Here is a 25,825-nt window from a genome sequence, read left to right as displayed (position 1 = left end):
CAGTTATTTCTGATTTATATCAAAACCAATAAAACCTGATGTATGAGATTTTCGTATCAGACTATGCGAAAAACGCGCAGCAGAACACCCACAAAAAAGATAATTTCCCGATCACTGAGCAACACCAGGGAAAATGCATGTGGAACTGCATACGATAGTTGGGCTAATTGGCGTTTTTTGTTATTTACTGGCATACGCACTGGTTCAGTTGCGTAAATTGGTCATTGATTCAGACATTTATGCCTGTCTTAACATCGCGGGAGGCGTTTGCGGACTCTATTCATTGAGCCATGATTTTAATTTGGCAATGGTGATTTCCCAATCGATGTGGTTAATTTTTACGCTGGTTGGTATGCATTCTTCACATCGCCGACGCGGTGCAATTAAAAATAAACTTCCGCCGTTAGATCCCCAACAATAAACAAGGGAATTAATATCGCGGCTTTGCGTTTTTAGTTGCACCTTTAAATATAAGAAAAAGTTATGGTGAAGAGTCGAAGAGATAATTTGCCGTGCGAAAGGCGTCACAGAAATAATATTCTGTGGCGCTTTTTTATCGTGATGAAATTTCTGTCTGATGTTGATGCTGTAGCCAGCTGATTACATGGCGCACAATCGGTTTGATATAGCGATCCTGTGGAGTGAGCAGAAAACATTTGCCGTTGGCCGCCAGTTTTCCGCCATGCGCGGGCACCAGTTCGCCGCGATTGAGGTGATCCTGCACCAGACCTTCCCAGCCGAGCAGTATCCCATCACCGCGCAACGCTGACTGCACCAGAAACGGGTAGTTATTCGCTCGCCAGGTCTGGCGCGGCACAAAACTCGGTATGTCCTGCGAGGCAAACCAGTCGCTCCAGCCGGTCCATTCCCGCTGCGGGTCATCCTGAATCAGCAACATCTGGTGTAGCAACGATTCGGCGGAGGCGTCCGGGTCAAGGCGTGTCAGAAACGCCGGGGAGCACATCGGATAACAGATTTCGTCAAACAGCGGACTGGCGTGAAAGCCCGGTGGCGGTTCGCGCAGATAGAAAATCGCCAGATCGAACTCCGACGAGCGCATATCGGCGAAGCTGTCGGAGATTTTCATCCGAATTTGCAGATTGGGCAGTTCGCGATGCAATTCCGAGAGGCGTGGTGCCAGCCACAATGACCCCATGGCGCTGGTGCAGGCGATAGTCACCTGAGGCAGACCGTTCCAGCCCATCACTTCCGCTGTGGCGTGTGATAACGCGGAGAGCTGTTGGCGTACCTGCACTGCGTAAGCCTCACCGCGTGGGGTGAGCAATACCCGGCGCTGGGTGCGGGTAAAAAGCTTGCAGCCCAGCATCTCCTCCAGCTGCAAAATCTGGCGGCTGGTAGCGCTTTGCGTCAGGTTGAGTTCTTCCGCCGCGCGCGAAATGTTGCCATAACGCGCGACACACTCGAAGGCGATCAGCGTGTTGAGTGGCGGTAAAGGTTCGATCTGCATCAATCAAGCCTCGGTGCTTGAGGGTCAGGCTTTTTCGACGTTATTCAGCGCCAGTGAAACCGCCAGGGTTTGCGCCAGGCACAGAGACGCCACCTGCGAGCGGAAGCCATCCACCTGCGCTTCACGTACCACAAAGCAGACATCGCTGAAGGCGGCCAGCGGGCTGACCTGGCTGTCAGTGATGGCGATCTGATGCGCGCCCCGTTTGGCACCCAGTTCCACCAGTTCTACCGCTTCACGCGCATAAGGCGAGTAGCTGATGGCAATCACCACATCTTTGGGATTTACCATGCTCAGCTGCTCGGTGAACATTCCGCCGAGTCCGTCAATCAGGAAGGCGCGACGTTCCAGATGGCGCAGTGCGTACACCAGATACGACGCTACGCTGAAGGATCGACGCAGGCCGATAATGTAGATATTTTCTGCTTCATTTAGCAGCTTCACCGCTTTGTTGAGCTGCTCGGGGTTCACCTGCATTGCCAGCTGCTGCAGTGCCTGGCTGTTGACCATGGTGAAGACATTCAGAATTTCGACCGGGCTTTCCGGTGAGCTGGCGCTGTCGTCGGTCGCGGTCTGACGGAACAGACGCGCGCGTTCGGTGTAGTTCACCGTTTCTTCCATCAGGTGCTGACGGAAAACCTGTTTCATTTCGTTGAAGCCACTAAACCCAAAGGCGTTGGCAAAACGGATCAGCGTGGAAGGGGGAACGTCGGCCTGCTGGGCGATCGAGGCGACCGTATCAAAGGCAATGCTGTTGCTGTTATCAAGAATATAGCGCGCCACCTGTTTCAGGCGTTTGCTCAGCGTTTCATAACGACGACGGATGTCGTCCTGTAACAAGGTCAATTGGGTGGGGTTATTGGTCATTACTTCGGCCCGCTAATAAGAATTATGGCTGGATAATGAGCGCTATAGTACCAGATGGATGGAAAATTTCATTTGTTTGACAGCATCGTGAAGGTTATTTCATCGGTTTATGAAACGCCTCACAAAATGCAGGGAGGTTAACGACATAATTTGTAGCGGCGCAATTTATTGCGCAATTCTGTGCACGCGGTTGGAAAACCCCGCGCGATAAATCGCGAAAACCTCGCGCGATAAATCGCGCCGCTACGTTCGTGCATTATGTGGTTGCTGTTCAGCCGCGTGCTGCGCGCCAGTACTCAATCAGCCGCAGGTAATTGCCTTTCACCGTCTCGATCAGCGCCTGATCATCCAGCTCGCCCTGTAACCACTGGCGTGATGGCTGGCCGAAAATGGTGCGACCCACCGCAAACCCTTTGACCCACGGAGCCTGGGCGGCGGCGGCGAAACCGGCTTTCAGTTTCTCTTCCGGTGCGTCGAGGCCGAGCAGTAGAATGCCGCGGCAGTGGGGATCCTGTTGTTCGATCAGGCGGCTTACTGCCTGCCAGGTCTCGGCGGATAATGGCGGCAGTTTCCACCAGTCCGGCTGGATGCCGAGACTGTAGAAATGGCTCAGCATATCGACGTAGTAAGATTCTTTCTTATCCGGATTGCTCTCCGGCAGAATCACTTCCAGCAGCAGCTCATGCCCGCTCTTATTACAGCCATTCCACACATCCAGAATCAGGTCATCCTGTTCTTTACGCATTTCGGCGCTGTCGTGCGGATGATAGAACACCAGGCATTTCACCACATGTTCCTGTGGCCAGCTAACCAGCTGGGAGCCGATATTGCCGTGTTCGAGGCGTAACGGGCGTGAGCTGGGCAATTCAATCGGACGACCAATCCACCAGCCTTTGCCGGTGATGGCGTTCAGCGCTTTCTGGCCGTAAGTGGTGTCTGCCAGGATGCCGCTTTTGCTATCCAGACCCGCCTGTTGTGCCGCCTCTTCAGCTGCCTGCAACAACAGCAATTTCAGCTGTGGGATACGGCTTTCATCGACACCCGCTTCGCGAGCCATATCGGCAAGTTGTTTGCGATGGTCGAAAGCGAACACGTTCAGCTCCGGCCACTGTTGGGTTCGCGTGGTAACGCGATGCAGATGGTTGAGACGGGAATCCAGGTCGGGGCGCTTCACCGCGTTATCGCGGCTGAGGAAGTCATCCAGCTCCTCTTTGGTCGGCATCGCCGGGGCACAGCCGTGACGTGATACCACCAGCGCACCGCAGGCGTTGGCGTAGCGACAGGCCTGCCCCCAGCTTTCATCGTTCAGCCAGCCACGCAGCAGGCCTGACATAAAGGCATCGCCAGCACCCAGCACATTCAGCACTTCAACGCGCACGCCGCTATGCAGTTTGGTTTGCTCCCAGCTATCCGGGATATCCCCTTCAAACACCACACAACCCAGCGGGCCACGTTTACACACCAGGGTCGCCTGGCTGGCCTGACGCACATTTTTCAGCGCGGTCAGCGTATCGGTGCTGCCACCGGCGATATGAAACTCTTCTTCTGTTCCAACAATCAGATCGAAATAATGCACCACTTCCTGCAATTGTTTCGTCACCTGACTCGACTCAATGAAACGCGTTTCACCGTCGCCGAGTGAGGTCAGACCCCACAGCACCGGGCGGTAATCGATATCCAGCGCGGTGCGCAGGCCGTTACGTTTGGCGATATCCAGCGCTTTCAGCACCGCAGCACGGGTATGTGGGTGTGACAGATGCGTACCGGTTACCGCCACGGCGCGCGAGGAAGTAATGAAATCTTCATGGATATCTTCCGGCACCAGGCCCATATCGGCGCAGTTGTCGCGGTAAAAAATCAGCGGGAAGGTTTCTTCATCTTTAATGCCGAGGATCACCAGCGCAGTAAGACGATCTTTGTCCGTAATCAGTCCATCGGTGTTGCAGCCCACATGCTGCAAGGTCTCACGCAGAAAGCGGCCATTATGCTCGTCCCCAACGCGTGCCAGCATGGCAGATTTCAGGCCCTGGATGGCCGTGCCATACGCCACGTTACCGGAAGATCCACCAAGATATTTGGCGAAGGTGCTCATATCTTCCAGTCGTGATCCAATTTGCTGACCGTAGAGGTCGACGGCGATGCGTCCGATACAAATCACATCAAGCCGCTTCTGTTGTGTACTCATACCTATGGTTTCCTTCTGTGATAAGCAGACACTGCGGGCTGCGTGGCCCGGTATCGGGCACTGTGCTTCCGGGTTCTCAAGGTGCCTGATTGGCTATGGTCGCAGTATGGGGAATAAAAATTCCAAATACAATATGAAATGAAATATCTGTCACGATTTTGTGAACCAGGTAAAACTCTTGCCAGTGTGCTAAACAGCGGATGGTGGAGCGATGAATTTCACGGATGCTCTGGCTTGTGAGCCAGCTCGCAGGAAATCACTGTGAAATAAAGGAAGCTACTGAAGTGAAATGAAATTTCGTTATTCCCCCAGCATGCTTCAAAGCTGTTCCACTTTGCCCGGTTTGTGGCCTGTCCCTGTGTCCGTTTCATCGCTGAATTTGATCTCCATCGCAAAATGAAATGTTTCTTCTGTAATCATATTTTATGGAAAAAATATTTGTTTATAATCGCCTCACGTTTCACTTATCCGCGGTCGCCATTTCCGGTGCGTTGACGTTAACCGCGTTGTACCTGGTCCGCAGGTACCAGCATGTAAAGGAAGATCATATGGGCACAATCAGATTAACCACGGCACAGGCGCTGGTGAAATTTCTCAATAACCAGTATCTGAACGTGGATGGCGTTGAAACCAGGTTCGTGAAAGGCATTTTCGCTATTTTTGGTCACGGTAATGTGCTGGGACTGGGACAGGCACTGGAGCAGGACAGCGGCGATCTGGTGGTACATCAGGGCCGCAATGAGCAGGGTATGGCGCATGCCGCCATCGGCTTTGCCAAGCAATCGCTGCGCCGCCAGATCATCGCCTGTACCTCGTCGGTCGGACCGGGCGCAGCCAATATGATCACCGCCGCTGCCACCGCAACGGCGAACCGTATCCCTTTACTGCTGCTGCCAGGCGATGTGTTCGCGACGCGCCAGCCGGACCCGGTGCTGCAACAGATCGAGCAGAGCCACGATCTCAGCATCAGCACCAACGATGCCTTCCGCGCCGTCAGCAAATACTGGGATCGCGTCAGCCGTCCTGAGCAACTGATGACCGCCTGTATCAATGCCATGCGCGTTCTGACCGATCCGGCGGAAACCGGTGCCGTCACTATCGCGTTGCCGCAGGATGTGCAGGGCGAAGCCTGGGACTTCCCGGAATATTTCTTCCAGAAGCGTGTGCATCGTCTTGATCGTCGTCTGCCAACCGCCGCTCAGCTTGAAGAAGCTCTGGCGCTGATTGCGCGTAAGCACAAGCCGCTGATCGTCGTCGGTGGTGGAGTGAAATACTCCGAAGCGGGTCAGGCCCTGCTGAAGTTCGCGGAACGTTTCAATATTCCGTTTGCGGAAACTCAGGCGGGTAAAGGCACCATCGTCTCCGATCATCCGCTGAACGTCGGTGGCGTGGGGGAAACCGGTTGTCTGGCCGCTAACCTGCTGGCGAAAGAGGCTGATCTGGTCATTGGGATCGGCACCCGTTACACCGACTTTACCACTGCCTCGAAATGGATTTTCCAGAACCCGGACGTCAGCTACCTCAATATTAACGTCAGCAATTTCGACAGTTACAAGCTGGATGCGGTGCAGCTGCTGGCCGATGCCCGTGAAGGACTGACGGCGCTGGAACATGGCTTGCAGGGCTTTGAAAACCACTGGGGTGGCCAAATTGACCAGGCGCAGAGCAAGCTGCTGAAAGAAACCCAGCGCGTTTTTGCCGCGGTCTATAACACTGACGATTTCATCCCGGAAATCGCCGACCATATTGACCGTGAAGCGCTGTTTGCGGAATTCCAGCGCCTGACGCAATCGGTACTGACGCAGAGCAGCGTGCTGGGCACCTTAAACGAGCAACTCCCAAAGGATGCGGTGATTGTGGCTGCCGCGGGCAGTCTGCCGGGCGATCTGCAACGCGTGTGGCGCACCAAAGATTACAACTCGTACCACGTTGAATACGGCTACTCCTGTATGGGGTATGAGGTGAATGCGGCGCTCGGTGTGAAGCTGGCACAGCCGCAGCGCGAGGTCTACGCGATGGTGGGGGATGGCTCTTTTATGATGCTGCATTCCGAGCTGGTCACCTCGATTCAGGAAGGGGCGAAAATCAACGTGATCCTGCTGGATAACATGACCAACGGCTGCATCAACAACCTGCAAATGGAACACGGTATGGACAGTTTCACCACCGAGTTCCGCTTCCGCAACCCGGAAGGTGGCAAGCTGGATGGTGGCTTTGTACCGGTGGACTTCGCCGCGATTGCGGGTGGCTACGGCTGTAAAACCTATCGCGTCACCACGCTGGAGCAACTCAAGGATGCGTTGATTGACGCGCAGAAGCAGACGGTTTCGACCCTTATCGACATTAAAGTGCTGCCAAAAACCATGGTGCACAAATATTTCAGCTGGTGGCATGTGGGTGTGGCGCAAGCCTCCACTTCCGAGCGCACGCAAAAAGTGGCTGACAACCTTAACGCGCATATCGAGCAGGCGCGTAAGTATTAATCTTCTGGCCGGTATTCTCCGGCCTTGTTTTACCCTTATCCGACTCTACAGGTGTAATTATGACGCTCAAACTCGGTGTTATCGGTACCGGTGCAATTGGTCAGGAACATATCCGTCGTTGCAACAACGTGCTGCAGGGCGCGAAGGTGGTGGCGGTTTCAGATATCAACGTTGAAGGTGCGCGTGCCGCGCTGCAACGTCTGAATATTGAGGCTGAGGTGTATCAGGATGGCCATCAGGTCATCAACTCACCGAATGTTGATGCGGTGCTCGTCACCTCGTGGGACCCGACGCATGAAGAGTTCACCCTGGCGGCGATTGCTGCGGGTAAGCCGGTATTCTGCGAAAAGCCGCTGGCGCTGACCGCTGACGGCTGTCGTCGCATCGTTGATGCGGAAGTGAAACACGGCAAGCGTCTGGTTCAGGTTGGTTTTATGCGCCCGTACGATTCAGGCTATCGCGCGCTGAAAAAGGTGATTACCGACGGCGAAATCGGTGAGCCGCTGATGCTGCACTGCGCGCATCGCAACCAGAGCGTGGGCGAGAACTACACTACCGACATGGCAATCACCAATACCTTGATTCACGAGCTGGATGTGCTGCGCTGGCTGACCGAAGACGATTACAAAAGTGTGCAGGTGGTGTTCCCGCGCGTGACGTCGAAATCGCACGCGAAACTGAAAGACCCGCAAATCGTGCTGTTTGAAACGCAGAAAGGGATCCGCATTGACGTGGAAATCTTCGTTAACTGCGCTTATGGCTACGACATTCAATGCGAAGTGGTGGGAGAAGAGGGCATCGCGAAGCTGCCGGAACCTTCTGCGATTCAGATGCGCAAAAATGCCCGCCTTGGTAATGCCATTCTGACTGACTGGAAAGATCGCTTTATCGATGCGTATGACGTGGAACTGCAGGCATTTATTAACGACGTCAAAGCCGGACAGCTGACCGGACCTTCCGCATGGGATGGCTTTGCTGCCTCGGTGGCGGCCGATGCCTGCCTGAAGGCGCAGAACAGTGGTGCCATTGAGCCGGTTGAAATGCCGCCGCGCCCGACTTTCTATAACAAATAATCAGGGCTTCCCATGAACAAAGACAATGTAAGACTGGCGATTGCGCCGATCGGCTGGACCAACGATGACATGCCGGAGCTCGGTAGCGAGAACACATTCCAGCAGACTGTCAGTGAAATGGCGCTGGCAGGCTTTACCGGCAGCGAAGTGGGCAGCAAATATCCGCGCGATCCGGCGGTGCTCAAGCCGATGCTGGATATCCGAGGCATACAGATCTGCAACGCCTGGTTTAGTACCTTCTTCGCCAACGGCGAAAAAGCGAAAACCATCGACGAATTTACCAACCACATGAATTTCCTGCATGCCATGGGCGCGCGCGTGATTGGTTGCTCTGAGCAGAGCAAAAGTATTCAGGGCACCACCCTGCCGGTACTGGAACAGAAACCCATTTTCAGCGATGAAGAGTGGCGTCTGACAGCAGCAGGCTACAACGAGCTGGCGGAGATCGCCGCGCAGAAAGGGATGCGCGTCTGCCTGCATCATCATATGGGCACCGCGATCCAGACACCGGCCGAGATCGACCGTTTTATGGCATCCACCAATGAGAACGTGGGCCTGCTGTATGACACCGGCCATATTTATTATTCCGAGGGTTCGCAGCAGGCGATGCTGGATGTGCTGACCCAGTACCTGCCGCGTATTTTCCACGTGCATCTGAAAGATGTCCGCGACAGCGTGGTGGCGGAAGTCCGTAAAAATTCACTGTCCTTTCTCGACGGCGTGAAAAAAGGCACCTTCACCGTTCCGGGTGATGGCGTGATTGATTTCAAACCGGTGTTCAAAATCCTCGATGATTTTGGTTATAAAGGCTGGATGGTGGTTGAAGCAGAGCAGGACCCGGCGCTGGCGAACCCATTTGAATATGCGGTGAAAGCGCGGAAATATATTCGCGAAAATACCGGGCTTTAACACCAAAATGCGCGATGAATCGCGCCGCTACGGAATATGCAATTATTGTAGCGGCGCAATTTATCGCGCGGGTTTAAATTTTACTGAGCAATATGTACGCGTTTTTTAATATCTTTAAGAAATAGCGTGATAGTAAACGTCATTATTACCAGCAGTGACCAGGCTCCCCACTTGCCAACATGCACCGTCGCCCAGGCACCAATTTGATTCGGATATTGCCAGATGCCGAAAAAAGTTCCTAAGTTTTCTGCCAGCCAGATAAAAAAGCCGATCAGAACAAACGCCAGTAGCAGTGGCATCCGGTGGGGCCGATCATACGGCGTAAATATCACCTCTGAACGTGCGTATAACCCCAGAGCTACCGACGCGATATACCAGCGATAATCACCAATAAAGTGGTGCGTAAAAAAGTTGATGTATAACGCCAGTGAAAGCATCACCGCCCAGATGATGGGCGGATGGTGGCGGATTTTCATATCCATTAGTCGCCAGCATTGAATAATGTAGCTACCGATGGCGGCATACATAAAACCGCTAAATAGTGGCACCCCGGCGATCTTGCTCCAGCCCGCCTCTGGATAGTGCCATGAGCCGATGGCTGAAGAGGTTTTAAATACTTCTAAAATAAATCCAAGGATATGAAATAGCGTAATGGCTTTCAGTTCATCCCAGCTTTCCAGCCGGGTCATCACCATAATGAACTGAATGGCTACCGCGATAATCAGCAGCATATCGTAACGCGCAATGCCCGCTATACCTGAACGAGGTACACAGAAAATGGCGAGGAAAAATAGCCCGGCAAATAAACAGGCACGCAATTCTTTAATACCGAACCAGATAAACTCAATGCTAATACGCCTTAGCCCTTTTAGCTTCATTTCTGGTGGGTGAGTCAAAAATTGATCGATTTGATTGTACATAACTTCATCCCTGCAGATTGAGCATTCCCTTTCCGATTGTGCACCGGCTGTTTTGTCCAGCGGCGCATTGAATACAAAAAGGCTGTTATCCTTTTGCAGGATAACAGCCTTTTATCTGGCTGGAAGCTAACTTATGACGCCAGCGACAACGTCGGTTTTTGGCGGTGGGTCGCCAGCCATTCACGAATACGCGCCTGTTCGGCATCGTTCAGCCACATGCCTTGTTTGGTGCGACGCCAGATAGCATCATCCAGTTCATACACCCATTCGTGTTTCACCAGGTAACGCAGCTCGGCTTCATAGAATTCATGGCCGAAGTTCTCACCGAGATCCGCCAGGCTCTGTGCGCCTTCCAGCAGCACTTCGGTGTTGCTGCCATAGGTGCGGGCATAATGACGTGCCATGCCTTCGCTGATAAATGGATAACGGCGACGCAGATTGGCCGCGTAATCCTCGCGTGAACCGGCGATATTGCCACCCGGCAGTACCGCGTTTTTGGTCCATGCCGGACCGGCGTTCGGGTAATATTTCGCCAGTTTCTCCAGCGCGTGTTCCGCCAGCTTACGGTAAGTCGTCAGCTTGCCGCCAAATACTGACAGCAACGGTGCCTGACCATTATCGTCATGCACATCCAGCGTGTAATCACGGGTAATCGCCTGCGGTGAGTCGGACTCGTCATCACACAGTGGGCGCACGCCGGAATAGGTCCAGACGATATCTTCGCTGGTCAGCTGTTTTTTGAAGTGTGCGTTGTACACCTTCAGCAGATAGCTGATTTCGTTATCATCGATTTTCACCTCTTTCGGATCGCCTTTATATTCGACGTCAGTGGTGCCGATGATGGAGAACTCATCCATCCACGGAATAACAAATACGATACGGTGATCTTCGTTCTGCAGAATATAGGCCTGCTTTTCACGATGTACGCGCGGCACCACAATATGGCTGCCTTTGATCAGACGGATGCCATACGGGGATTTCAGCTTCAGGCCATCGTCGAAGAACTGTTTGACCCATGGACCGGCCGCATTCACCAGACCTTTGGCACGCCAGGTGTAGGTTTTACCGGTATCAATATCTTCCGCTTCGACCATCCACAGGCCACTTTCACGCCAGGCGCGGGTCACACGGGTACGGGTGCGGACTTCGCCACCCTGTTTCACCACTTCCTGGGCATTGAGGACTACCATGCGCGCATCGTCCACCCAGCAGTCGGAATATTCGAATCCGCGCGTGATTTCAGACTTAAGTGCCGAATCCGCGCCAAAACGCAGGCCTTTACTGCTCGGCAGACTGGTGCGTTTGCCGAGATGGTCGTACATAAACAGCCCCATGCGGATCATCCACGCCGGGCGCAAATGCGGGCGATGCGGCAGACGGAAGCGCATCGGGAAGGCAATGTGCGGTGCCATTTTCAGCAGCACTTCACGTTCCGCCAGGGCTTCGCCCACCAGGCGAAATTCGTAGTGTTCCAGGTAGCGCAGGCCACCGTGGATCAGTTTGGAACTGGCAGAGGAGGTTGCACAGGCCAAATCCCGCGCCTCCAGCATCAGCACCGACAGTCCGCGTCCTGCAGCGTCCACTGCAATGCCGGCACCGTTGATGCCGCCGCCGATAACGATCAGGTCTTTGGTTTCCACGTCATCTCCTCCGATGTTCGGAATAGTTCTTAAATGTTCGTTTTCGAGCATAATAATAATCGGAAACCAACATCGATGCCAGCGGTTAACCTAATAAAAACATCTTTGCGTGATACAGCTAACATTCCGGCAGGAAAAAAAATACAAAGCCACACTCTTTATCAGGTTATGGCGCTGACAACTCAGGGTAAACTAGGCGTCAATTGTGACGATGTGATGAGAGACACCATGGAAAATTTCGAATGTATTAACGTTCTGCAAGCTCAGGAGCATCTGGCACAAGGTGCCCAGCTGGTGGACATCCGCGACCTGCAAAGCTTCTCTCTGGGCCATGCTGCCGGTGCGCAGCATCTGTCGAATGACAACCTTGCCGACTTTATCAGTCAGGCGAAACTCGACCAGCCCGTTCTGGTGATGTGCTACCACGGTAACAGCAGTAAAGGTGCCGCGCAGTTCCTGTTAGGGCAGGGATTTAGTGCGGCATACAGTATTGATGGGGGATTTGACGCCTGGCGCGCGGCGTTTCCGGCTCAGGTAGCCACTGGCTCAATGTGAGCGTACATAAAAGGAAGGAGAGCACCGCATGATGCGCATTACCCAGTTCAATAATCCGCGCATGGCTCAGGCGTTTGTTGATTATATGGCGTCGCGCGGCGTCAGGCTGACGATTGAGCGTGAAAGCCATTTCGTCATTCTGCTGGAAGATGAAAGCAAACTGGATATGGTCGAAAACGAGCTCGCACAGTTCGTTCGTGATCCCAACCACCCCCGTTATCAGGCCGCCAGCTGGCACACCGGCAGTACCGAGAGCGGCTTGCGCTATGAGCGCAGCAATATCTGGGCGAACATTCGCGAACGCGCGGGTCCGCTCACCATGACCATGATGATTGCCTGTGTGGCAGTGTTTATCCTGATGCAGATTGTCGGTGATGAAACTGTGCTCGGCTGGCTGGGCTGGCCCGATGGCCCGGAGCAATATTTCCAGGTATGGCGCTGGTTTAGCCATGCGCTGCTGCATTTTTCCCTGCTGCATATTCTGTTCAACCTGATGTGGTGGTGGTACCTCGGCGGGGCGGTAGAAAAGCGTCTTGGCAGCGGTAAGTTATTTGTGATTATGCTCATTTCCGCACTTCTCACCGGCTGGATGCAGGCTAAATTCAGTGGCGCACTGTTTGGTGGTCTGTCGGGTGTGGTGTACGCGCTGATGGGATATTGCTGGCTGCGCGGCGAGCGCGATCCTGAAAGTGGGATTTATCTTGAGCGCGGTTTGATGGGTTTCGCTATTGTATGGTTGATTATTGGCTGGTACGGCGCATTTGGTTTGTCGATTGCCAATGCGGCACACGTCACTGGCCTGCTGGTTGGACTGGCGATGGCGTTTGTCGATACGCGTTCGAGCGCGCTGCGCCGCTAGCACCAAAAAAGAAGAAGATCGCGGCATGCAGCCGTGAACAGGAGAGAGATGTGAAGCAGACGCAACGTCATGACGCCATTATCGATCTGGTCCGGCGTCAGGGATATGTCAGCACGGAAGAGCTGGTGGATCATTTTGAGGTCAGCCCGCAAACCATCCGGCGCGATCTGAACGATCTGGCCGATCAGAACAAAATTCAGCGTCATCACGGCGGCGCAGCGCTGCCATCCAGTTCAGAAAACACCGCCTGGCAGGACCGCAAAATGATGTGGTCGGCGGAAAAAGCGCGCATTGCGGCGCGCGTCGCCAGCCAGATCCCTGATGGCGCGACCTTGTTTATCGATATCGGGACCACGCCGGAAGCGGTAGCCCACGCGTTGCTGAATCATAGCAATCTGCGTGTGGTCACCAATAACCTCAATGTGGCGATGTTGCTGATGGCGAAGCCTGATTTCCGCGTCATCATCGCAGGTGGTGAAGTCCGCACCCGCGATGGCGGTATCATGGGGGAAGCCACCCTCGACTTTATCTCCCAGTTCCGCCTTGATTACGGCATTCTTGGTATCAGCGGTATTGATATGGATGGCTCGCTGCTGGAGTTCGATTACCACGAAGTGCGTACCAAACGCGCCATCATTGAAAACTCACGCTGCGTGATGCTGGTGGTGGATCACTCGAAATTTGGCCGCAACGCCATGGTCAATCTGGGCAGTATGAGTCTGATCGACTATCTGTACACTGACCTCGTACCGCCTGCCAGCGTGATGAAAGTGATTGAGCAGCACGAAGTCCAGCTCGAACTCTGCTAAATCCTCCAGCCAGGCGGGCTTTTTTTCTCTCCCGCCTTGTTTTTCTGTCGCTTTTTTCTCCTGCCCCGTCTTTACTTATCCATTCAGGCCTTCCATGGCCCTGCGCTCCCCAATTTCGCTTAACCGTTACCGGATTCGGAAGGGATTGATATGTCGCAACAAAAATTCAATAAAGCGCGCTTTGACGCCGCTCTCACTCGCCAGTGGCAATCTCTTGGTCTTTCTTCAGCGCAACAAATGACGCCGCATCAGTGGTGGCAGGCGCTGAGCGCTGCGCTGGCGGAGTTGCTGGCAACGCAGCCCCCGCTGACGCCGCGCAAAGGCCAGCGCCACGTCAATTATTTATCGATGGAGTTTTTGATTGGGCGTCTGACGGGCAACAACCTGATGAACCTCGGCTGGTATGACGATGTTCAGACTGCGCTGGCATCGCATCAGGTTTCCCTGAGCGAGCTGCTGGAAGAAGAGATCGATCCGGCGCTCGGTAATGGCGGGCTGGGGCGCTTAGCCGCCTGTTATATGGATTCGATGGCCACTGTCGGCCAGGCGGCGATGGGGCATGGCCTGAATTATCAATACGGTTTGTTTCGCCAGTCGTTTGATGACGGCCAGCAAAAAGAAGCGCCGGATGACTGGCAACGAGATCGCTACCCGTGGTTCCGGCATAACGCGGCGCACGATGTGCAGGTGGGGATGGGCGGTAAAGTCGTCAAAACCGAGGGCGGGGGTTTTTACTGGCAACCCGATTTCTGGCTGAAAGGTGAGGCCTGGGATTTACCGGTGGTGGGCTATCGTAATGGTGTCACCCTGCCGCTGCGCCTGTGGAAAGCCACCAGCGACCATCCGTTTGATCTCAGCCTGTTTAATGACGGTAAATTTCTTCAGTCCGAGCAGCCGGGTATCGAGGCGGCAAAACTCACCAAGGTGCTGTATCCCAACGACAATCATCAGGAAGGGAAGCGCCTGCGTCTGATGCAGCAATATTTCCAGTGCGCCTGCGCGGTGGGGGATATTTTGCGGCGTCACCATCTGGCCGGGCGTTCTGTGCATGAGCTGCCGGATTATGAAGTCATTCAGCTGAATGACACCCATCCGACCATCGCCATTCCTGAGATGCTGCGCCTGTTGCTGGATGAGCATCAGCTGAGCTGGGATGATGCCTGGCATATCACCAGTCGCGTTTTTGCCTATACCAACCATACGCTGATGCCGGAAGCGCTTGAGCGCTGGGATGAGCGCCTGGTGCGCAGCTTGCTGCCGCGGCATATGTTAATTATCCGCGAAATTAATCGCCGTCTGAAGAAGCTGGTGCAGCGACAATGGCCGGATGATGAGGCGGTGTGGCACAAGCTGGCCGTGGTGGCGGATGGCCAGGTACGCATGGCGAACCTGTGTGTGGTCAGCGGCTTTGCCGTCAACGGTGTGGCGGCGCTGCATTCTGAGCTGGTGGTCAACGATCTGTTCCCGGAATATCACCAGCTGTGGCCGAAGAAGTTCCACAACGTCACCAACGGCATCACGCCGCGTCGCTGGTTGCAACAATGTAATCCACGCCTGTCGGCGCTGCTCGACGAAACCTTGCAGGTTGAATGGGCCAACAATCTCGACGCATTGAAAGCGCTGGAACCCTTTGCGACGAAAAAAGCCTTTCGCCAGAAGTACCGCAAAATCAAGCAGGCCAACAAACACCAGCTGACGGAGTATATCCATCAGGTGACCGGCATTCAGGTGAACCCCGAGGCATTGTTTGATGTGCAGATCAAACGTCTGCATGAATACAAGCGCCAGCACCTCAGCCTGCTGCACATTCTCCATTGTTACCGCCAGCTCCGGGACGATCCGCACAACCCGGACTTCGTGCCGCGGGTGTTCCTGTTTGGGGCCAAAGCGGCACCGGGGTATTACCTGGCGAAAAACATCATCTATGCCATCAATAAAGTGGCTCAGGTGGTCAACAACGACCCGAAAGTGGGGGATAAGCTGAAGGTGGTGTTTATCCCGGACTACCGTATTACCGCCGCTGAGCTGATGATCCCGGCGGCGGATCTCTCCGAGCAAATCTCCACGGCCGGATATGAAGCCTCCGGCACCGGCAATATGAAGCTGGCGCTGAATGGGGCGCTCACCATCGGCACGCTGGACGGGGCTAACGTGGAGATTGCGGCGGAAGTCGGCGCGGAAAATATCTTTATCTTTGGCCACACCGTGGATGAAGTGAAAGCGCTGAAAGCGGAAGGGTATCACCCGAAAAAGCTGCGCAAGGCCAATAAACATCTCGATGGCCTGCTGAAAGAACTGGAGAAAGGCAAATTCAGCGATGGTGATAAACATGCCTTTGATCTGCTGCTCGACAGCCTGACGAAAAATGGCGACCCCTGGCTGGTGCTGGCTGATTTTGATGCTTATATCGCGGCACAGCAGCAGGTGGAAGCGCTGTGGAAAGATCAGGAAGCCTGGACCAAAGCGGCCATCCTTAATACGGCGCGCACCGGGATGTTCAGTTCTGACCGTTCGATTCGTGATTACCAGAAACGCATCTGGCAGGCGAAGCGGTAAAATCGGAGAAACCATGACGCTAAGCAAACTGGATCAGGCGGCACAAGACGCCGGTATTGCGTTACGTTTTATCAACGCCAAAGGCGAACCGGCAGCCATCAGTGATGATACCAAACGTGCGTTGCTGGAGGTGATGGCGACTCCGGCGGGCAAAACGCCGCCGCTGCCACCGGTGCAGGTGTTTGCCGGTCGTGCCAAACGCCAGTTGGTGCCACAGGGCAACGGTGAATTCAGCTGGCAACTGATATCCGAACAGGGAAAACAGTGGCAGGGCAGCGTGCAGGGCGGCGAGGTGCTGCGCCTGCCGCCGCGTCTGCCGCAAGGCTATCACCAGCTGACCCTGCGCAAAGGCCGCCAGCAGTGGCTGACACGCATCATCCTCGCACCACGTCGTTGTTATTTGCCTGCACCGCTGGAGCAGGGAGAAAAACGCTGGGGAGCGCTGGTGCAGCTGTATACGCTGCGCTCCGACCAAAACTGGGGGATCGGCGATTTTGGCGATCTGGAGCGGATGCTGGAACAGGTGGCTGCGCAGGGCGGTGATTTCGTCGGCCTCAATCCTTTGCATGCGCTTTATCCGGCACAGCCAGAGATGGCCAGCCCCTACAGTCCTACCTCGCGTTACTGGCTGAATGTGCTGTATATCGATGTCAGCCAGCTGGAGGATTTCCAGTGTAGCAGCGCGGCACAACGCTGGTGGAAAAGTGCCAAAACCCGCCGGGCACTGGAACAAGCCCGTGCCAGTGACTGGGTGGATTACCGCGCGGTAGCAGAGCTTAAAATCCATGCGCTGCGTCTCGCCTGGCAGACGTTCCGTCAGCATGACAGGCCCGAATTTCAGCAGTTTATGGTGCAAGGTGGCGAACACCTGCGCTATCAGGCGGCGTTTGACGGTATTCAGGCTGAACGCTGCGCAGAGGATCAACAGACATGGGGCTGGACCGACTGGCCGGAAGGCTGGCGCAACGCACAGTTGCCGGAAGTACAGCAGTGGTGCGCACAGCATGAGGACGAGATTCAGTTCTGGAGCTGGTTGCAGTTTCTGTCACAGCAGCAGTTTGCCCGCTGCTGGCAACGGAGCCAGCAGCTGGGTATGACGGTGGGGCTGTATCGCGATCTGGCAGTCGGTGTGGCGCAGGGGAGTGCGGAAACCTGGCAGGATCCGCAACTCTATAAGTTGCGTGCCTCGGTTGGCGCACCGCCGGATCGCCTTGGCCCGCTCGGGCAAAACTGGTCGCTGCCGCCGCTCGATCCTCATGTGATGCGCGCGCGCGGCTACCAGCCGTTTATTGATCTGTTGCGCGCGAATATGCGCGATTGTGGCGCGTTACGTATCGATCATGTGATGGGGCTGCTGCGTTTGTGGTGGATCCCTTATGGGGAAACGGCGGATAAAGGCGCGTACGTCGCCTATCCGGTACAGGAGCTGCTGGCGATCCTCGCTCTGGAGAGTCAGCGCCATCGCTGCATGGTGATCGGTGAAGATCTCGGGACGGTGCCCAAAGAAATTGTCAGCCTGCTGCGCAACAGCGGCATTTTTTCCTGGAAGGTGCTGTGGTTTGAGCAACACCACGATGAAAGCTACCGTCTGCCTGCCGAGTATCCGCGCCAGTCTATCGCCAGCGCCAGCACCCATGACCTACCCACGCTGACCGGGTTCTGGGAGGCAGGTGATTTGTTGCTGGGAAATAAACTCGGGCTGTATCCCGGCGAAAGCGTGCTGCGATCCCTGCAACAGCAGCGGGCAAAGCAGAAGCAGTCATTGCTGGATGCGTTGCATCAGGCGGGTGTGTTAGCGGCGCGTAGCGCTAAGCAGGCGACGAAACTTGCGATGTCACCCACGCTCAATCTGGCGATTCACCGTTTTCTCGCCGCGACCGAGAGCGCACTGCTGGGCCTGCAACCGGAAGACTGGCTGGCTATGGACTCACCGGTGAATGTGCCGGGCACGGTTGAACAATATCCCAACTGGCGACGTAAACTCAGCGTCACGCTGGAAACGATGTTTGCGGATGGGGAAGTGCAGCGTTTGCTGAAGGCAGTGAGCGCCGGGCGCCGGGGGAAATAAGACGCGCGACAGCGTCGGGTCGCTGTCGCGCGCAAAGAATCAGTAGTAGGAGTGCTCGCCGCGCTGATGCTCGGTGAGATCGCGCACGCCTTTCAGCTCCGGGAAGGCTGCCAGCAGCTCTTTCTCGATACCGTCTTTCAGGGTCACGTCAATCATCGAACAACCGTTGCAGCCGCCGCCAAATTGCAGAATGGCATAACCGTCATCGGTGATTTCCATCAGCGAAACGCGACCACCGTGACCTGCCAGCTGAGGGTTAATCTGCGCCTGCAGCAGATACTCAACACGTTCCACCATCGGTGCATCATCAGAGACTTTACGCATCTTGGCGTTCGGTGCTTTCAGCGTCAGCTGGGAACCGAGGTTATCGGTGACAAAATCGATCTCCGCGTCTTCCAGGTAGGGAGCGCTCAGCTCGTCAACATAGGCTGACAGCTTTTCAAACTTCAGCTCGGTATCGGTCGCTTCCACGGCATCGGGTGGACAATAAGACACGCCGCACTCGGCGGTTGGCGTACCCGGATTGATAACGAATACGCGAATTTGGGTGCCATCTTCCTGTTTTGAGAGAAGTTTTGAGAAGTGCTCTTGCGCAGTATCAGTAATACGGATCATGGCGATTGCTCAATAGTTGACTAATTTAGTTGGTTATAATACGCCCAACGCCGACGCTCTACAAGGTACGGCACAGGCATCCAATCTGTACGCTGGCAGCGCCCGCTGCCTGCAACATGCGGCTGATTTCCGCCACTGTGCTGCCGGTGGTCACCACATCGTCGATAAGCAGGATATGGCGTCCGCGCAGCGGGATTTCAAGGCGAAATGCCCCACGCAGGTTCTTCCTGCGCGCCGAAGCGCTCAATTCATGCTGTATCGCCGCTTTGCGTACCCGGCGTACGCCATCCACATAATCGCAGCCCAGCCAGTGTGCCAAAGGTTGCGCCAACAGCGCCGCCTGATTGTAGCCACGCTGCCAGTGACGGCGCGGGTGCAGGGGGACGCTGAGAATGATATCCGGGTAAGGCAACGCATAACGCCGCCGCATGGCTAACCACTTTAGCAAAAGCAGCCGCGCCAGCGTCACCCTGAGTGCGGTAGCGCGGGAAAACTTCAGCTGTTGTACCCAGTGGCTGAGCGGGGGCTGATAGTCGCTGACGCAAATCAGGTACTGCCATGGGGGAGGACGTTGCAGGCAACGGCCACAGGGCTGATGGGCATACGCGGCTAAGCCACAGCATGGACAAAGTTCCGGTAACGCAGGCAACAGGCGTAAACAGCTGCTGCACAGGCCATGCTGCGCCAACCGTAGCGGCAGACGGCATAGCCAACACAGGGCAGGGATTGATAGCATAGCGACCTCCTTTTCACTTTCAGGATAGTAACTGATGAGTTCGCTCTACTGGCACACCACAGGCACGGGAGATCGCGATCTTGTGCTGCTGCACGGCTGGGGATTGAATGCCGAAGTGTGGCAAAACATCATTCCGCGACTCAGCCCGCATTTTCGTTTGCATCTGGTCGATCTGCCGGGTTTTGGCCGCAGTCAGGGCTTTGGTGCACTGACGCTGCCCGCCATGGCACAACAACTGGTGACACATCTGCCCGAACGCAGCCTGCTGCTGGGCTGGTCGCTGGGCGGACTGGTCGCCAGCCAGCTGGCACTCACGCAGCCGGAACGCGTGAGTGGGTTGATAAGCGTTGCCTCCTCGCCCCGTTTTACCGCCAGTGATGAATGGCCGGGTATTAAACCCGAAACCCTGCATGGTTTTCAGCAGCAGTTGAGCAACGATTTCCAGCGCACCGTAGAACGCTTTCTGGCCTTGCAGACGCTGGGTACCGAAAGCGCCCGCCAGGATGCACGTCAGTTGAAAGAAATCGTCCTGTCGCAGCCAATGCCCTCAGTTGCGGTGCTGGAAGGGGGGCTGGAAATTCTGCGCCACAGTGATTTGCGCAGCGCGCTGGATGATCTCAGGCTGCCGTTTCTGCGCCTGTATGGTTATCTGGATGGTCTGGTGCCGCGCCGTATCGCGGCAGAGCTGGACACCCGCTGGCCGCACTCACCCTCAGTGGTGATGGATAAAGCGGCCCATGCGCCGTTCATTTCCCATCCCGATGCATTTTGTCAGCATATTCTTAGCTTTAGCGATCGCCTGCCGCGCTAACTGGCAATTCTCCCGGAAAGGTTAATACTTTCCGGGTGAGCCGTATCGTTTGCCTCTGGAATTAAACCCTGGGAACCCGGTTCCTGATGCGCTCATATCCCGGAAAAGCCAATAATAAGTGAGGGTAATTTAATGAAAATCATCAAGACAGTTTTGGCGGCAGTGGTAATGGGGGCAGTATCGTTTTCAACTCTGGCGGCCATGGTGGCCAAAGAGGTGACTAAAGAACAAGTGAAGGAAATGCATCTGAAAAAAATTGGTACGGTGCACACCACAGATGAAACCACCTCGCCGATGGATGCTAAAGCCGTTCTGGCGAAGAAGGCGGGTGAAAAAGGCGGGAAATATTTTCTGGTGATAGCAGGACGTGAGCACGGGAAGTTTAGCGGCATCGCAGACGTCTACGAGTAATCAGCCACGTAACCACATAAATTGCCAGGCGGCCAGTGTGATCGGCTGGCCGCCATCAATCTTCTCACCGCTGATCAAATCGTGAAAATGTCGCACCTGCGGCAATGTTGTTTCAACCTCGCGACTGCTGAGATTAAACACGCAAAGTAAACCTTCCTGGCTGTCAGGCTTATGACGGCGCAGCACCAGCAAGGCGTTATCGCTATCGAACAGCGTCATCGGGTTGTCCGGATGGAAGGCTGGCTGGCGTATGCGTAATTGAATCAGCGCGCTGAGGCGTTCAAACACCTGCTGACGCAGCGCATTGCCGCCACTCAGGCACTGCTCCATCTCGCGTAAGCTGTATTTCTCTCGATTAATGGCGCGGTTATGTCCGGCAGCGCGCACCCCTTCGTTGTCGTTACGCGAGCCGAGGATGCTTTGAATGTAGATCGCGGGCACCCCGGGAAAGACCAGCAGGATGGCATGGGCCAGCAGAAAACGGCGCAGTCGCGTGTGGTCATCATCATCCTGGAGATTTAACGCATCAAGATAGGTGACGTTGATTTCATACGGGCTGGTGGTGCCGTCCGGATTGTTTTTGTATGACACCAGCGCGCCTTCCAGCGCCAGATCGCGCACCAGCGCCACAATCTCCACCTCAGATAAAATACCGCGTGCCGGATTGAGGCCAATGCCGTCATGCGAGGCGAGAAAGTTAAAAAAGGTGGTGTCATTGCTGCTGAGCTCCAGCGAGCTGGCCCACTGGCGCAGCGCGCGCGCGGAGCCGGAATGAATGGCGTGCAGCACCAGCGGCGGCAGCGAAAACTGGTACACCATCTGCGCCTCGTCGTGGCCATTGCCAAAATAGCCGATGTTGTCTTTATGCGGCACGTTGGTTTCGGTGACGATGACTGTCCCCGGTGCGACCACATTGGCAATGGCGCGGAACAGCTTCACCAGCTGATGGGTTTTTGGCAGATGAATGCAGTTCGTCCCCGGCGTTTTCCACATATAGCCCACGGCATCCAGCCGGACATAGTCGGCGCCTTTCTTCAGGTAATCGAGCAACACGTTAACCATGCGGATCAGCACTTCCGGATTGGCGAAGTTGAGATCGATTTGATCGGCGCTGAAGGTGGTCCAGATAAAACGCGTTGCACCATCGGCCATGGTGAACGGCGTCAGCAGTGGTGATGTGCGTGGGCGGGTCACGGCACTGAGATCGGTCGCGGGCGGCATACTGATAAAAAAGTCATCCCAGCCGGGGTCCTGCGCCAGAAAGTGACGAAACCAGGCGCTGTGTGCGGACATATGGTTACAGACGAAATCGAACATCAGCCGGGTATGGGTATGCAGTGCGGCCACATCCTGCCAGTCGCCACAAATCGGGTTGACCTGGTGATAGTCGATGACCGAAAAACCATCGTCCGAAGAGTAGGGAAAAAACGGCAGCAGGTGGACCAGCGAAAAGGTGCCTTGCAGATGTTGCTGGTAAAAGCGGGAGAAGGTGGCAAGCGTGGGCACTTCCGGCTCACGAAACTGATCGGCATAGGTGATCAGCACTACATCCTTTTCATCCCAGTGCGGTTTGCGCGGGATTTTGACGGTATCACGTGCGGCGCGAATATGGGAAAGCAGACGCTCACGGGCCGCCACGGGGAAGGTGCCTGCATAAATCTCATCAAGTAAGGCGTTGATAATATCCATCAGATCGCTGTGCCACGCGGAAGGTCATTTTTTCACACGGATTTTTTCAGCGTAGCTGGATGAGGAGATTTATCAACCTGATGTGCGCGGTGACCAGGCAGCCACCGCGCATTTCAGGGCAGGTTGTTAGCGTTTTTTACCGAAGGCAGCGGCCAGCGCATCACCCATCGCGCTGTTACCGGCAGGCTGGCTGGCAGGTTTTGCCCGGCCTTTGTTCGCCTGTGCCGGGCGCGCCGACTCTTTACCCGCATTGCGGTTTCCACCGCCGCGGACGTTGCTCTCACCGGGTTGCTCGTCCAGACGCATGGTGAGTGCGATGCGCTTACGTTGCAGATCGACTTCCATCACTTTGACTTTGACGATATCCCCGGCTTTCACCACCTGATGCGGGTCTTCGACAAACTTATCCGACAGCGACGAAATGTGAACCAGGCCATCCTGATGCACACCGATATCGACAAAAGCACCAAAGTTGGTCACGTTGGTGACCGCCCCTTCCAGAATCATCCCTGGCAGCAGATCGTTGAGCGTTTCCACGCCCTCGGCGAACTGGGCGGTTTTGAACTCGGGACGCGGGTCACGGCCCGGCTTTTCCAGCTCTTTGATGATGTCGGTGACAGTGGGCAGACCAAAACGCTCATCGGTGAAATCACGCGCGCTGAGGTTACGCAGGCTGCCAGGATTGCCCATCAACTCGTTCAGCGCCTGTTCGGTGGCGGCCAGAATGCGCTCAACCACCGGGTAGGCTTCCGGGTGCACGGTGGAGGCATCCAGCGGGTTGTCGCCGTGGTTGATGCGCAGGAAGCCCGCACACTGTTCAAAGGCTTTGGGGCCAAGACGGCTGACTTTCAGCAGTTGCTGACGGTTCTGGAAACGGCCATTCTCGTCACGCCAGCTGACAATGTTCTGCGCCATCATACGGGTCAGGCCCGCGACACGCGTCAGCAGCGCAACCGAGGCGGTGTTGAGATCAACACCGACGGCGTTCACACAATCTTCCACCACCGCGTCCAGTTTCTTCGCCAGCTGGCTCTGGCTGACGTCGTGCTGATACTGGCCCACCCCTATGGATTTCGGGTCGATCTTCACCAGCTCGGCGAGTGGGTCCTGTAAACGGCGGGCAATCGACACCGCGCCACGCAGCGACACATCCAGATCCGGGAACTCCAGCGCGGCCAACTCCGAAGCGGAATAAACCGATGCACCGGCTTCGCTAACAATCACTTTCTGCGCTTTGATTTGCGGATACTGCTTCTGCACATCAAGGAAAAAACGTTCGGTCTCGCGCGATGCGGTGCCATTACCAATCGCCACCAGTTCAACCTGATGTTTGGCGCAAAGCGCAGCGACAGCCGTTGCCGCTTTGGCCGTCTGGCCGGTATGCGGGTAAATGGTGTCGGTTGCTACCAGTTTGCCGGTGGCATCGACCACCGCCACTTTCACGCCGGTACGCAGGCCAGGATCGAGACCCATGGTGGAACGCATGCCCGCAGGTGCGGCCATCAGCAGGTCATGCAGGTTACGGGCAAACACGTTGATGGCTTCATCTTCCGCGCGCTCGCGTACCGTACCCATCAGCTCGGTTTCCAGATGCAGCAGCACCTTGATGCGCCATGTCCAGCTCACTACTGCTTTACGCCAGCTGTCTGCCGGGGCATTGTTCAGACGCAGATTCAGGTGGCTGGCGATCAACGTTTCGCCGTGGCTTTCGCGTGGGGCTTCTTCGAATTGCGGATCGGCATTCAGCGACAGTTGCAGCACGCCTTCGTTGCGGCCACGGAACATCGCCAGCGCACGGTGTGAAGGCACGGTGCTGAGTGCTTCGTGATGATCGAAGTAGTCGCGGAATTTCGCGCCTTCGTCTTCTTTGCCTTCGACGACGCGGGAAACCAGGTGGGCATTTTTCCACAGGTAGTCACGCACTTTGGCCAGCAGGGTAGCGTCTTCAGCAAAGCGTTCCATCAGGATATAACGTGCGCCATCCAGCGCGGCACGCACATCGGCGACGCCTTTGTCGGCATCGACATAGCCCGCAGCCAGTTGCTCAGGGTCGTGCGACGGATCCTGCCAGAGCGTGTCGGCCAGCGGCTCGAGGCCGGCTTCAATGGCAATCTGACCACGGGTGCGGCGCTTCGGTTTATACGGCAGGTAGAGGTCTTCCAGCTCAGTTTTACTGAGGGTGCCATTAATGGCACTGGCGAGGTCGGCGGTGAGTTTGCCCTGTTCGTCGATGGATTTCAGAATCGACTGGCGGCGCTCCTCCAGCTCACGCAGATAGCCGAGGCGGCTCTCCAGCTGGCGCAACTGGGTATCGTCCAGCCCGCCGGTGACTTCCTTACGGTAGCGTGCGATAAACGGCACGGTGTTCCCTTCGTCAAGCAGGCGGATGGCGGCGTCAACCTGTTCGTCACGCGCCTTCAGCTCACTTGCGATAATCTGGCTCAGCGAATCTTTCATCATCAGTTACTGTCTTGCTTACACGGGGTTAAGAAACAGGGGACAGTTATACGGGCTGAGGGTGAAAATTGCCAGACGGTGGCAGGTGAATCCGTCATTTTCTGAATGCGTTTCGCACATTGCCGCCCCGATCTTGCTGATGTCCGCCTGGTCGCATATTGTTAGCCTCCACTATGCTAAATAAGACCTGCTACGACGAGTTGACGCGATGAAAACCCAACTGATTACCCGCGAGGGCTATAACAAATTGCGTGCTGAGCACGATCATTTGTGGAATGAAAAGCGTCCGGAAATCACCAAAATTGTCTCCTGGGCCGCCAGCCTGGGCGATCGTTCGGAAAATGCCGATTACACCTACAACAAACGCCTGCTGCGACAAATCGACCGCCGCGTACGTTATCTGCGTAAATGCCTGGCGGAGCTGAAGATCGTCGATTATGCACCGCAGCAGGAGGGGAAGGTTTTCTTTGGCGCCTGGGTTGAGGTGGAGAACGAACAGGGAGATGTGAAACGGTTTCGCATTGTCGGCCCGGATGAGATCTACGGCGACGTAAAAGATTACATCTCGATTGATTCGCCGATGGCGCGTGCGCTGATCAAAAAGGAAGTGGATGACGAAGTGGCGGTGACGACGCCGGAAGGGCAGAAGCTTTGGCTGGTGAACCGCATTGAATATGTGAAAGACACAGAAGAAAAAAGGGGCGGAGAATAAGA

At 55.4% G+C, this 25,825-nt stretch carries 21 protein-coding genes; 12 read left to right on the top strand and 9 right to left on the bottom strand.

The features are described 5' to 3' along the window. The first annotated feature begins 139 nt into the window (after positions 1–139). Positions 140–421 (top strand): CBU_0592 family membrane protein, encoded by a 282-nt coding sequence (locus AC6I8X_RS18805; protein ID WP_084877550.1) that lies wholly within the window; start codon positions 140–142, stop codon positions 419–421. A gap of 132 nt (positions 422–553) precedes the next feature. Here AC6I8X_RS18805 and AC6I8X_RS18800 read toward each other — a convergent pair whose 3' ends face one another. From AC6I8X_RS18800 to AC6I8X_RS18790, 3 genes are all read right to left on the bottom strand, one after another. After that, the gene (locus AC6I8X_RS18800) at positions 554–1,468 is read right to left on the bottom strand and encodes a LysR substrate-binding domain-containing protein (protein ID WP_313684666.1); all 915 of its coding nucleotides are present in this window, start codon (positions 1,466–1,468) and stop codon (positions 554–556) included. Positions 1,469–1,492: 24 nt separating this feature from the next. Next, on the bottom strand, positions 1,493–2,335 hold the full coding sequence (locus AC6I8X_RS18795) for a MurR/RpiR family transcriptional regulator (protein WP_084877544.1): 843 nt from the start codon (positions 2,333–2,335) through the stop codon (positions 1,493–1,495). Positions 2,336–2,606: 271 nt separating this feature from the next. Beyond that, entirely contained in the window at positions 2,607–4,520 is a 1,914-nt protein-coding gene (locus AC6I8X_RS18790) for a bifunctional 5-dehydro-2-deoxygluconokinase/5-dehydro-2-deoxyphosphogluconate aldolase (RefSeq protein WP_497840278.1), read from the bottom strand. A gap of 548 nt (positions 4,521–5,068) precedes the next feature. Here AC6I8X_RS18790 and iolD point away from each other — a divergent pair. Genes iolD through iolE form a run of 3 tightly spaced genes read left to right on the top strand, consistent with a single transcriptional unit; the run spans position 5,069 to position 8,985 of the window. Next, positions 5,069–7,003, top strand: a complete 1,935-nt coding sequence (iolD, locus tag AC6I8X_RS18785; RefSeq protein WP_497840277.1) for a 3D-(3,5/4)-trihydroxycyclohexane-1,2-dione acylhydrolase (decyclizing) — start codon at positions 5,069–5,071, stop codon at positions 7,001–7,003. Positions 7,004–7,062: 59 nt separating this feature from the next. Next, on the top strand, positions 7,063–8,076 hold the full coding sequence (iolG, locus tag AC6I8X_RS18780; protein WP_299448214.1) for a bifunctional inositol 2-dehydrogenase/D-chiro-inositol 1-dehydrogenase: 1,014 nt from the start codon (positions 7,063–7,065) through the stop codon (positions 8,074–8,076). Positions 8,077–8,088: 12 nt separating this feature from the next. Next, a complete protein-coding gene (iolE, locus tag AC6I8X_RS18775) occupies positions 8,089–8,985 on the top strand; it encodes a myo-inosose-2 dehydratase (RefSeq protein WP_313685707.1) in 897 nt (298 codons plus the stop codon). An 80-nt stretch (positions 8,986–9,065) separates the two neighbouring features. On the opposite strand, the gene AC6I8X_RS18770 is transcribed toward iolE, so the two are convergent. Together AC6I8X_RS18770 and glpD are read right to left on the bottom strand one after the other, a co-directional pair. Next, positions 9,066–9,905 carry a DUF817 domain-containing protein gene (locus AC6I8X_RS18770; RefSeq protein WP_497840276.1) on the bottom strand — a complete coding sequence of 280 codons (840 nt, stop codon included), beginning with the start codon at positions 9,903–9,905 and terminating at the stop codon, positions 9,066–9,068. Between the two features lie 131 nt (positions 9,906–10,036). After that, on the bottom strand, positions 10,037–11,545 hold the full coding sequence (gene glpD / locus AC6I8X_RS18765; protein WP_313685711.1) for a glycerol-3-phosphate dehydrogenase: 1,509 nt from the start codon (positions 11,543–11,545) through the stop codon (positions 10,037–10,039). 228 nt (positions 11,546–11,773) lie between these two features. Here glpD and glpE point away from each other — a divergent pair, with 228 nt between their 5' ends. The 5 genes from glpE (at position 11,774) to malQ (ending at position 18,392) form a co-directional block, all read left to right on the top strand. Continuing rightward, entirely contained in the window at positions 11,774–12,100 is a 327-nt protein-coding gene (gene glpE / locus AC6I8X_RS18760; RefSeq protein ID WP_084878617.1) for a thiosulfate sulfurtransferase GlpE, read from the top strand. Between the two features lie 31 nt (positions 12,101–12,131). Then, positions 12,132–12,959, top strand: coding sequence for a rhomboid family intramembrane serine protease GlpG (gene glpG / locus AC6I8X_RS18755; RefSeq protein ID WP_084878615.1), 828 nt, complete (start codon positions 12,132–12,134; stop codon positions 12,957–12,959). Positions 12,960–13,009: 50 nt separating this feature from the next. Beyond that, on the top strand, positions 13,010–13,768 hold the full coding sequence (locus AC6I8X_RS18750) for a DeoR/GlpR family transcriptional regulator (RefSeq protein WP_084877524.1): 759 nt from the start codon (positions 13,010–13,012) through the stop codon (positions 13,766–13,768). 150 nt (positions 13,769–13,918) lie between these two features. Further along, entirely contained in the window at positions 13,919–16,324 is a 2,406-nt protein-coding gene (malP, locus tag AC6I8X_RS18745) for a maltodextrin phosphorylase (protein ID WP_497840275.1), read from the top strand. A 13-nt stretch (positions 16,325–16,337) separates the two neighbouring features. Beyond that, positions 16,338–18,392, top strand: coding sequence for a 4-alpha-glucanotransferase (malQ, locus tag AC6I8X_RS18740; RefSeq protein ID WP_497840274.1), 2,055 nt, complete (start codon positions 16,338–16,340; stop codon positions 18,390–18,392). A 39-nt stretch (positions 18,393–18,431) separates the two neighbouring features. On the opposite strand, the gene nfuA is transcribed toward malQ, so the two are convergent. Beyond that, positions 18,432–19,007, bottom strand: a complete 576-nt coding sequence (nfuA, locus tag AC6I8X_RS18735) for a Fe-S biogenesis protein NfuA (RefSeq protein ID WP_084877517.1) — start codon at positions 19,005–19,007, stop codon at positions 18,432–18,434. A gap of 58 nt (positions 19,008–19,065) precedes the next feature. Further along, complete coding sequence (gntX, locus tag AC6I8X_RS18730; protein WP_313685719.1) at positions 19,066–19,743, bottom strand: DNA utilization protein GntX; 678 nt, start codon at positions 19,741–19,743, stop codon at positions 19,066–19,068. Positions 19,744–19,777: 34 nt separating this feature from the next. Here gntX and bioH point away from each other — a divergent pair, with 34 nt between their 5' ends. Both bioH and AC6I8X_RS18720 read left to right on the top strand, forming a co-directional pair. After that, positions 19,778–20,554: a pimeloyl-ACP methyl ester esterase BioH gene (bioH, locus tag AC6I8X_RS18725; protein ID WP_313685721.1), complete on the top strand. Its 777-nt coding sequence runs from the start codon at positions 19,778–19,780 to the stop codon at positions 20,552–20,554. A 132-nt stretch (positions 20,555–20,686) separates the two neighbouring features. Continuing rightward, entirely contained in the window at positions 20,687–20,965 is a 279-nt protein-coding gene (locus AC6I8X_RS18720; RefSeq protein WP_084877508.1) for a YdgH/BhsA/McbA family protein, read from the top strand. On the opposite strand, the gene AC6I8X_RS18715 is transcribed toward AC6I8X_RS18720, so the two are convergent. Both AC6I8X_RS18715 and AC6I8X_RS18710 read right to left on the bottom strand, forming a co-directional pair. Then, positions 20,966–22,654 carry an alpha-amylase family glycosyl hydrolase gene (locus AC6I8X_RS18715; protein ID WP_497840273.1) on the bottom strand — a complete coding sequence of 563 codons (1,689 nt, stop codon included), beginning with the start codon at positions 22,652–22,654 and terminating at the stop codon, positions 20,966–20,968. 126 nt (positions 22,655–22,780) lie between these two features. Continuing rightward, positions 22,781–25,111 (bottom strand): Tex family protein, encoded by a 2,331-nt coding sequence (locus AC6I8X_RS18710; protein WP_409521716.1) that lies wholly within the window; start codon positions 25,109–25,111, stop codon positions 22,781–22,783. 208 nt (positions 25,112–25,319) lie between these two features. On the opposite strand from AC6I8X_RS18710, the gene greB reads away from it, so the two are divergent. Continuing rightward, positions 25,320–25,823, top strand: a complete 504-nt coding sequence (greB, locus tag AC6I8X_RS18705; RefSeq protein ID WP_497840272.1) for a transcription elongation factor GreB — start codon at positions 25,320–25,322, stop codon at positions 25,821–25,823. Positions 25,824–25,825: the final 2 nt, after the last annotated feature.

It is taken from the genome of Pantoea sp. X-Soil-TKNS-1280 (genome assembly GCF_059730475.1).
The sequence above is the reverse complement of the archived record's forward strand: the minus strand, read 5'-3'. Positions and strand labels throughout refer to the sequence as shown.

Excerpts from the sequence above, each read along its gene's own strand:
- AC6I8X_RS18800 (WP_313684666.1), bottom strand. The coding sequence starts at position 1,468 with ATGCAGATCGAACCTTTACCGCCACTCAACACGCTGATCGCCTTCGAG.
- AC6I8X_RS18795 (WP_084877544.1), bottom strand. The coding sequence starts at position 2,335 with ATGACCAATAACCCCACCCAATTGACCTTGTTACAGGACGACATCCGT.
- AC6I8X_RS18790 (WP_497840278.1), bottom strand. The coding sequence starts at position 4,520 with ATGAGTACACAACAGAAGCGGCTTGATGTGATTTGTATCGGACGCATC.
- iolD (WP_497840277.1), top strand. The coding sequence starts at position 5,069 with ATGGGCACAATCAGATTAACCACGGCACAGGCGCTGGTGAAATTTCTC.
- iolG (WP_299448214.1), top strand. The coding sequence starts at position 7,063 with ATGACGCTCAAACTCGGTGTTATCGGTACCGGTGCAATTGGTCAGGAA.
- iolE (WP_313685707.1), top strand. The coding sequence starts at position 8,089 with ATGAACAAAGACAATGTAAGACTGGCGATTGCGCCGATCGGCTGGACC.
- AC6I8X_RS18770 (WP_497840276.1), bottom strand. The coding sequence starts at position 9,905 with ATGTACAATCAAATCGATCAATTTTTGACTCACCCACCAGAAATGAAG.
- glpE (WP_084878617.1), top strand. The coding sequence starts at position 11,774 with ATGGAAAATTTCGAATGTATTAACGTTCTGCAAGCTCAGGAGCATCTG.
- glpG (WP_084878615.1), top strand. The coding sequence starts at position 12,132 with ATGCGCATTACCCAGTTCAATAATCCGCGCATGGCTCAGGCGTTTGTT.
- malP (WP_497840275.1), top strand. The coding sequence starts at position 13,919 with ATGTCGCAACAAAAATTCAATAAAGCGCGCTTTGACGCCGCTCTCACT.
- malQ (WP_497840274.1), top strand. The coding sequence starts at position 16,338 with ATGACGCTAAGCAAACTGGATCAGGCGGCACAAGACGCCGGTATTGCG.
- nfuA (WP_084877517.1), bottom strand. The coding sequence starts at position 19,007 with ATGATCCGTATTACTGATACTGCGCAAGAGCACTTCTCAAAACTTCTC.
- gntX (WP_313685719.1), bottom strand. The coding sequence starts at position 19,743 with ATGCTATCAATCCCTGCCCTGTGTTGGCTATGCCGTCTGCCGCTACGG.
- bioH (WP_313685721.1), top strand. The coding sequence starts at position 19,778 with ATGAGTTCGCTCTACTGGCACACCACAGGCACGGGAGATCGCGATCTT.
- AC6I8X_RS18720 (WP_084877508.1), top strand. The coding sequence starts at position 20,687 with ATGAAAATCATCAAGACAGTTTTGGCGGCAGTGGTAATGGGGGCAGTA.
- AC6I8X_RS18715 (WP_497840273.1), bottom strand. The coding sequence starts at position 22,654 with ATGGATATTATCAACGCCTTACTTGATGAGATTTATGCAGGCACCTTC.
- AC6I8X_RS18710 (WP_409521716.1), bottom strand. The coding sequence starts at position 25,111 with ATGAAAGATTCGCTGAGCCAGATTATCGCAAGTGAGCTGAAGGCGCGT.
- greB (WP_497840272.1), top strand. The coding sequence starts at position 25,320 with ATGAAAACCCAACTGATTACCCGCGAGGGCTATAACAAATTGCGTGCT.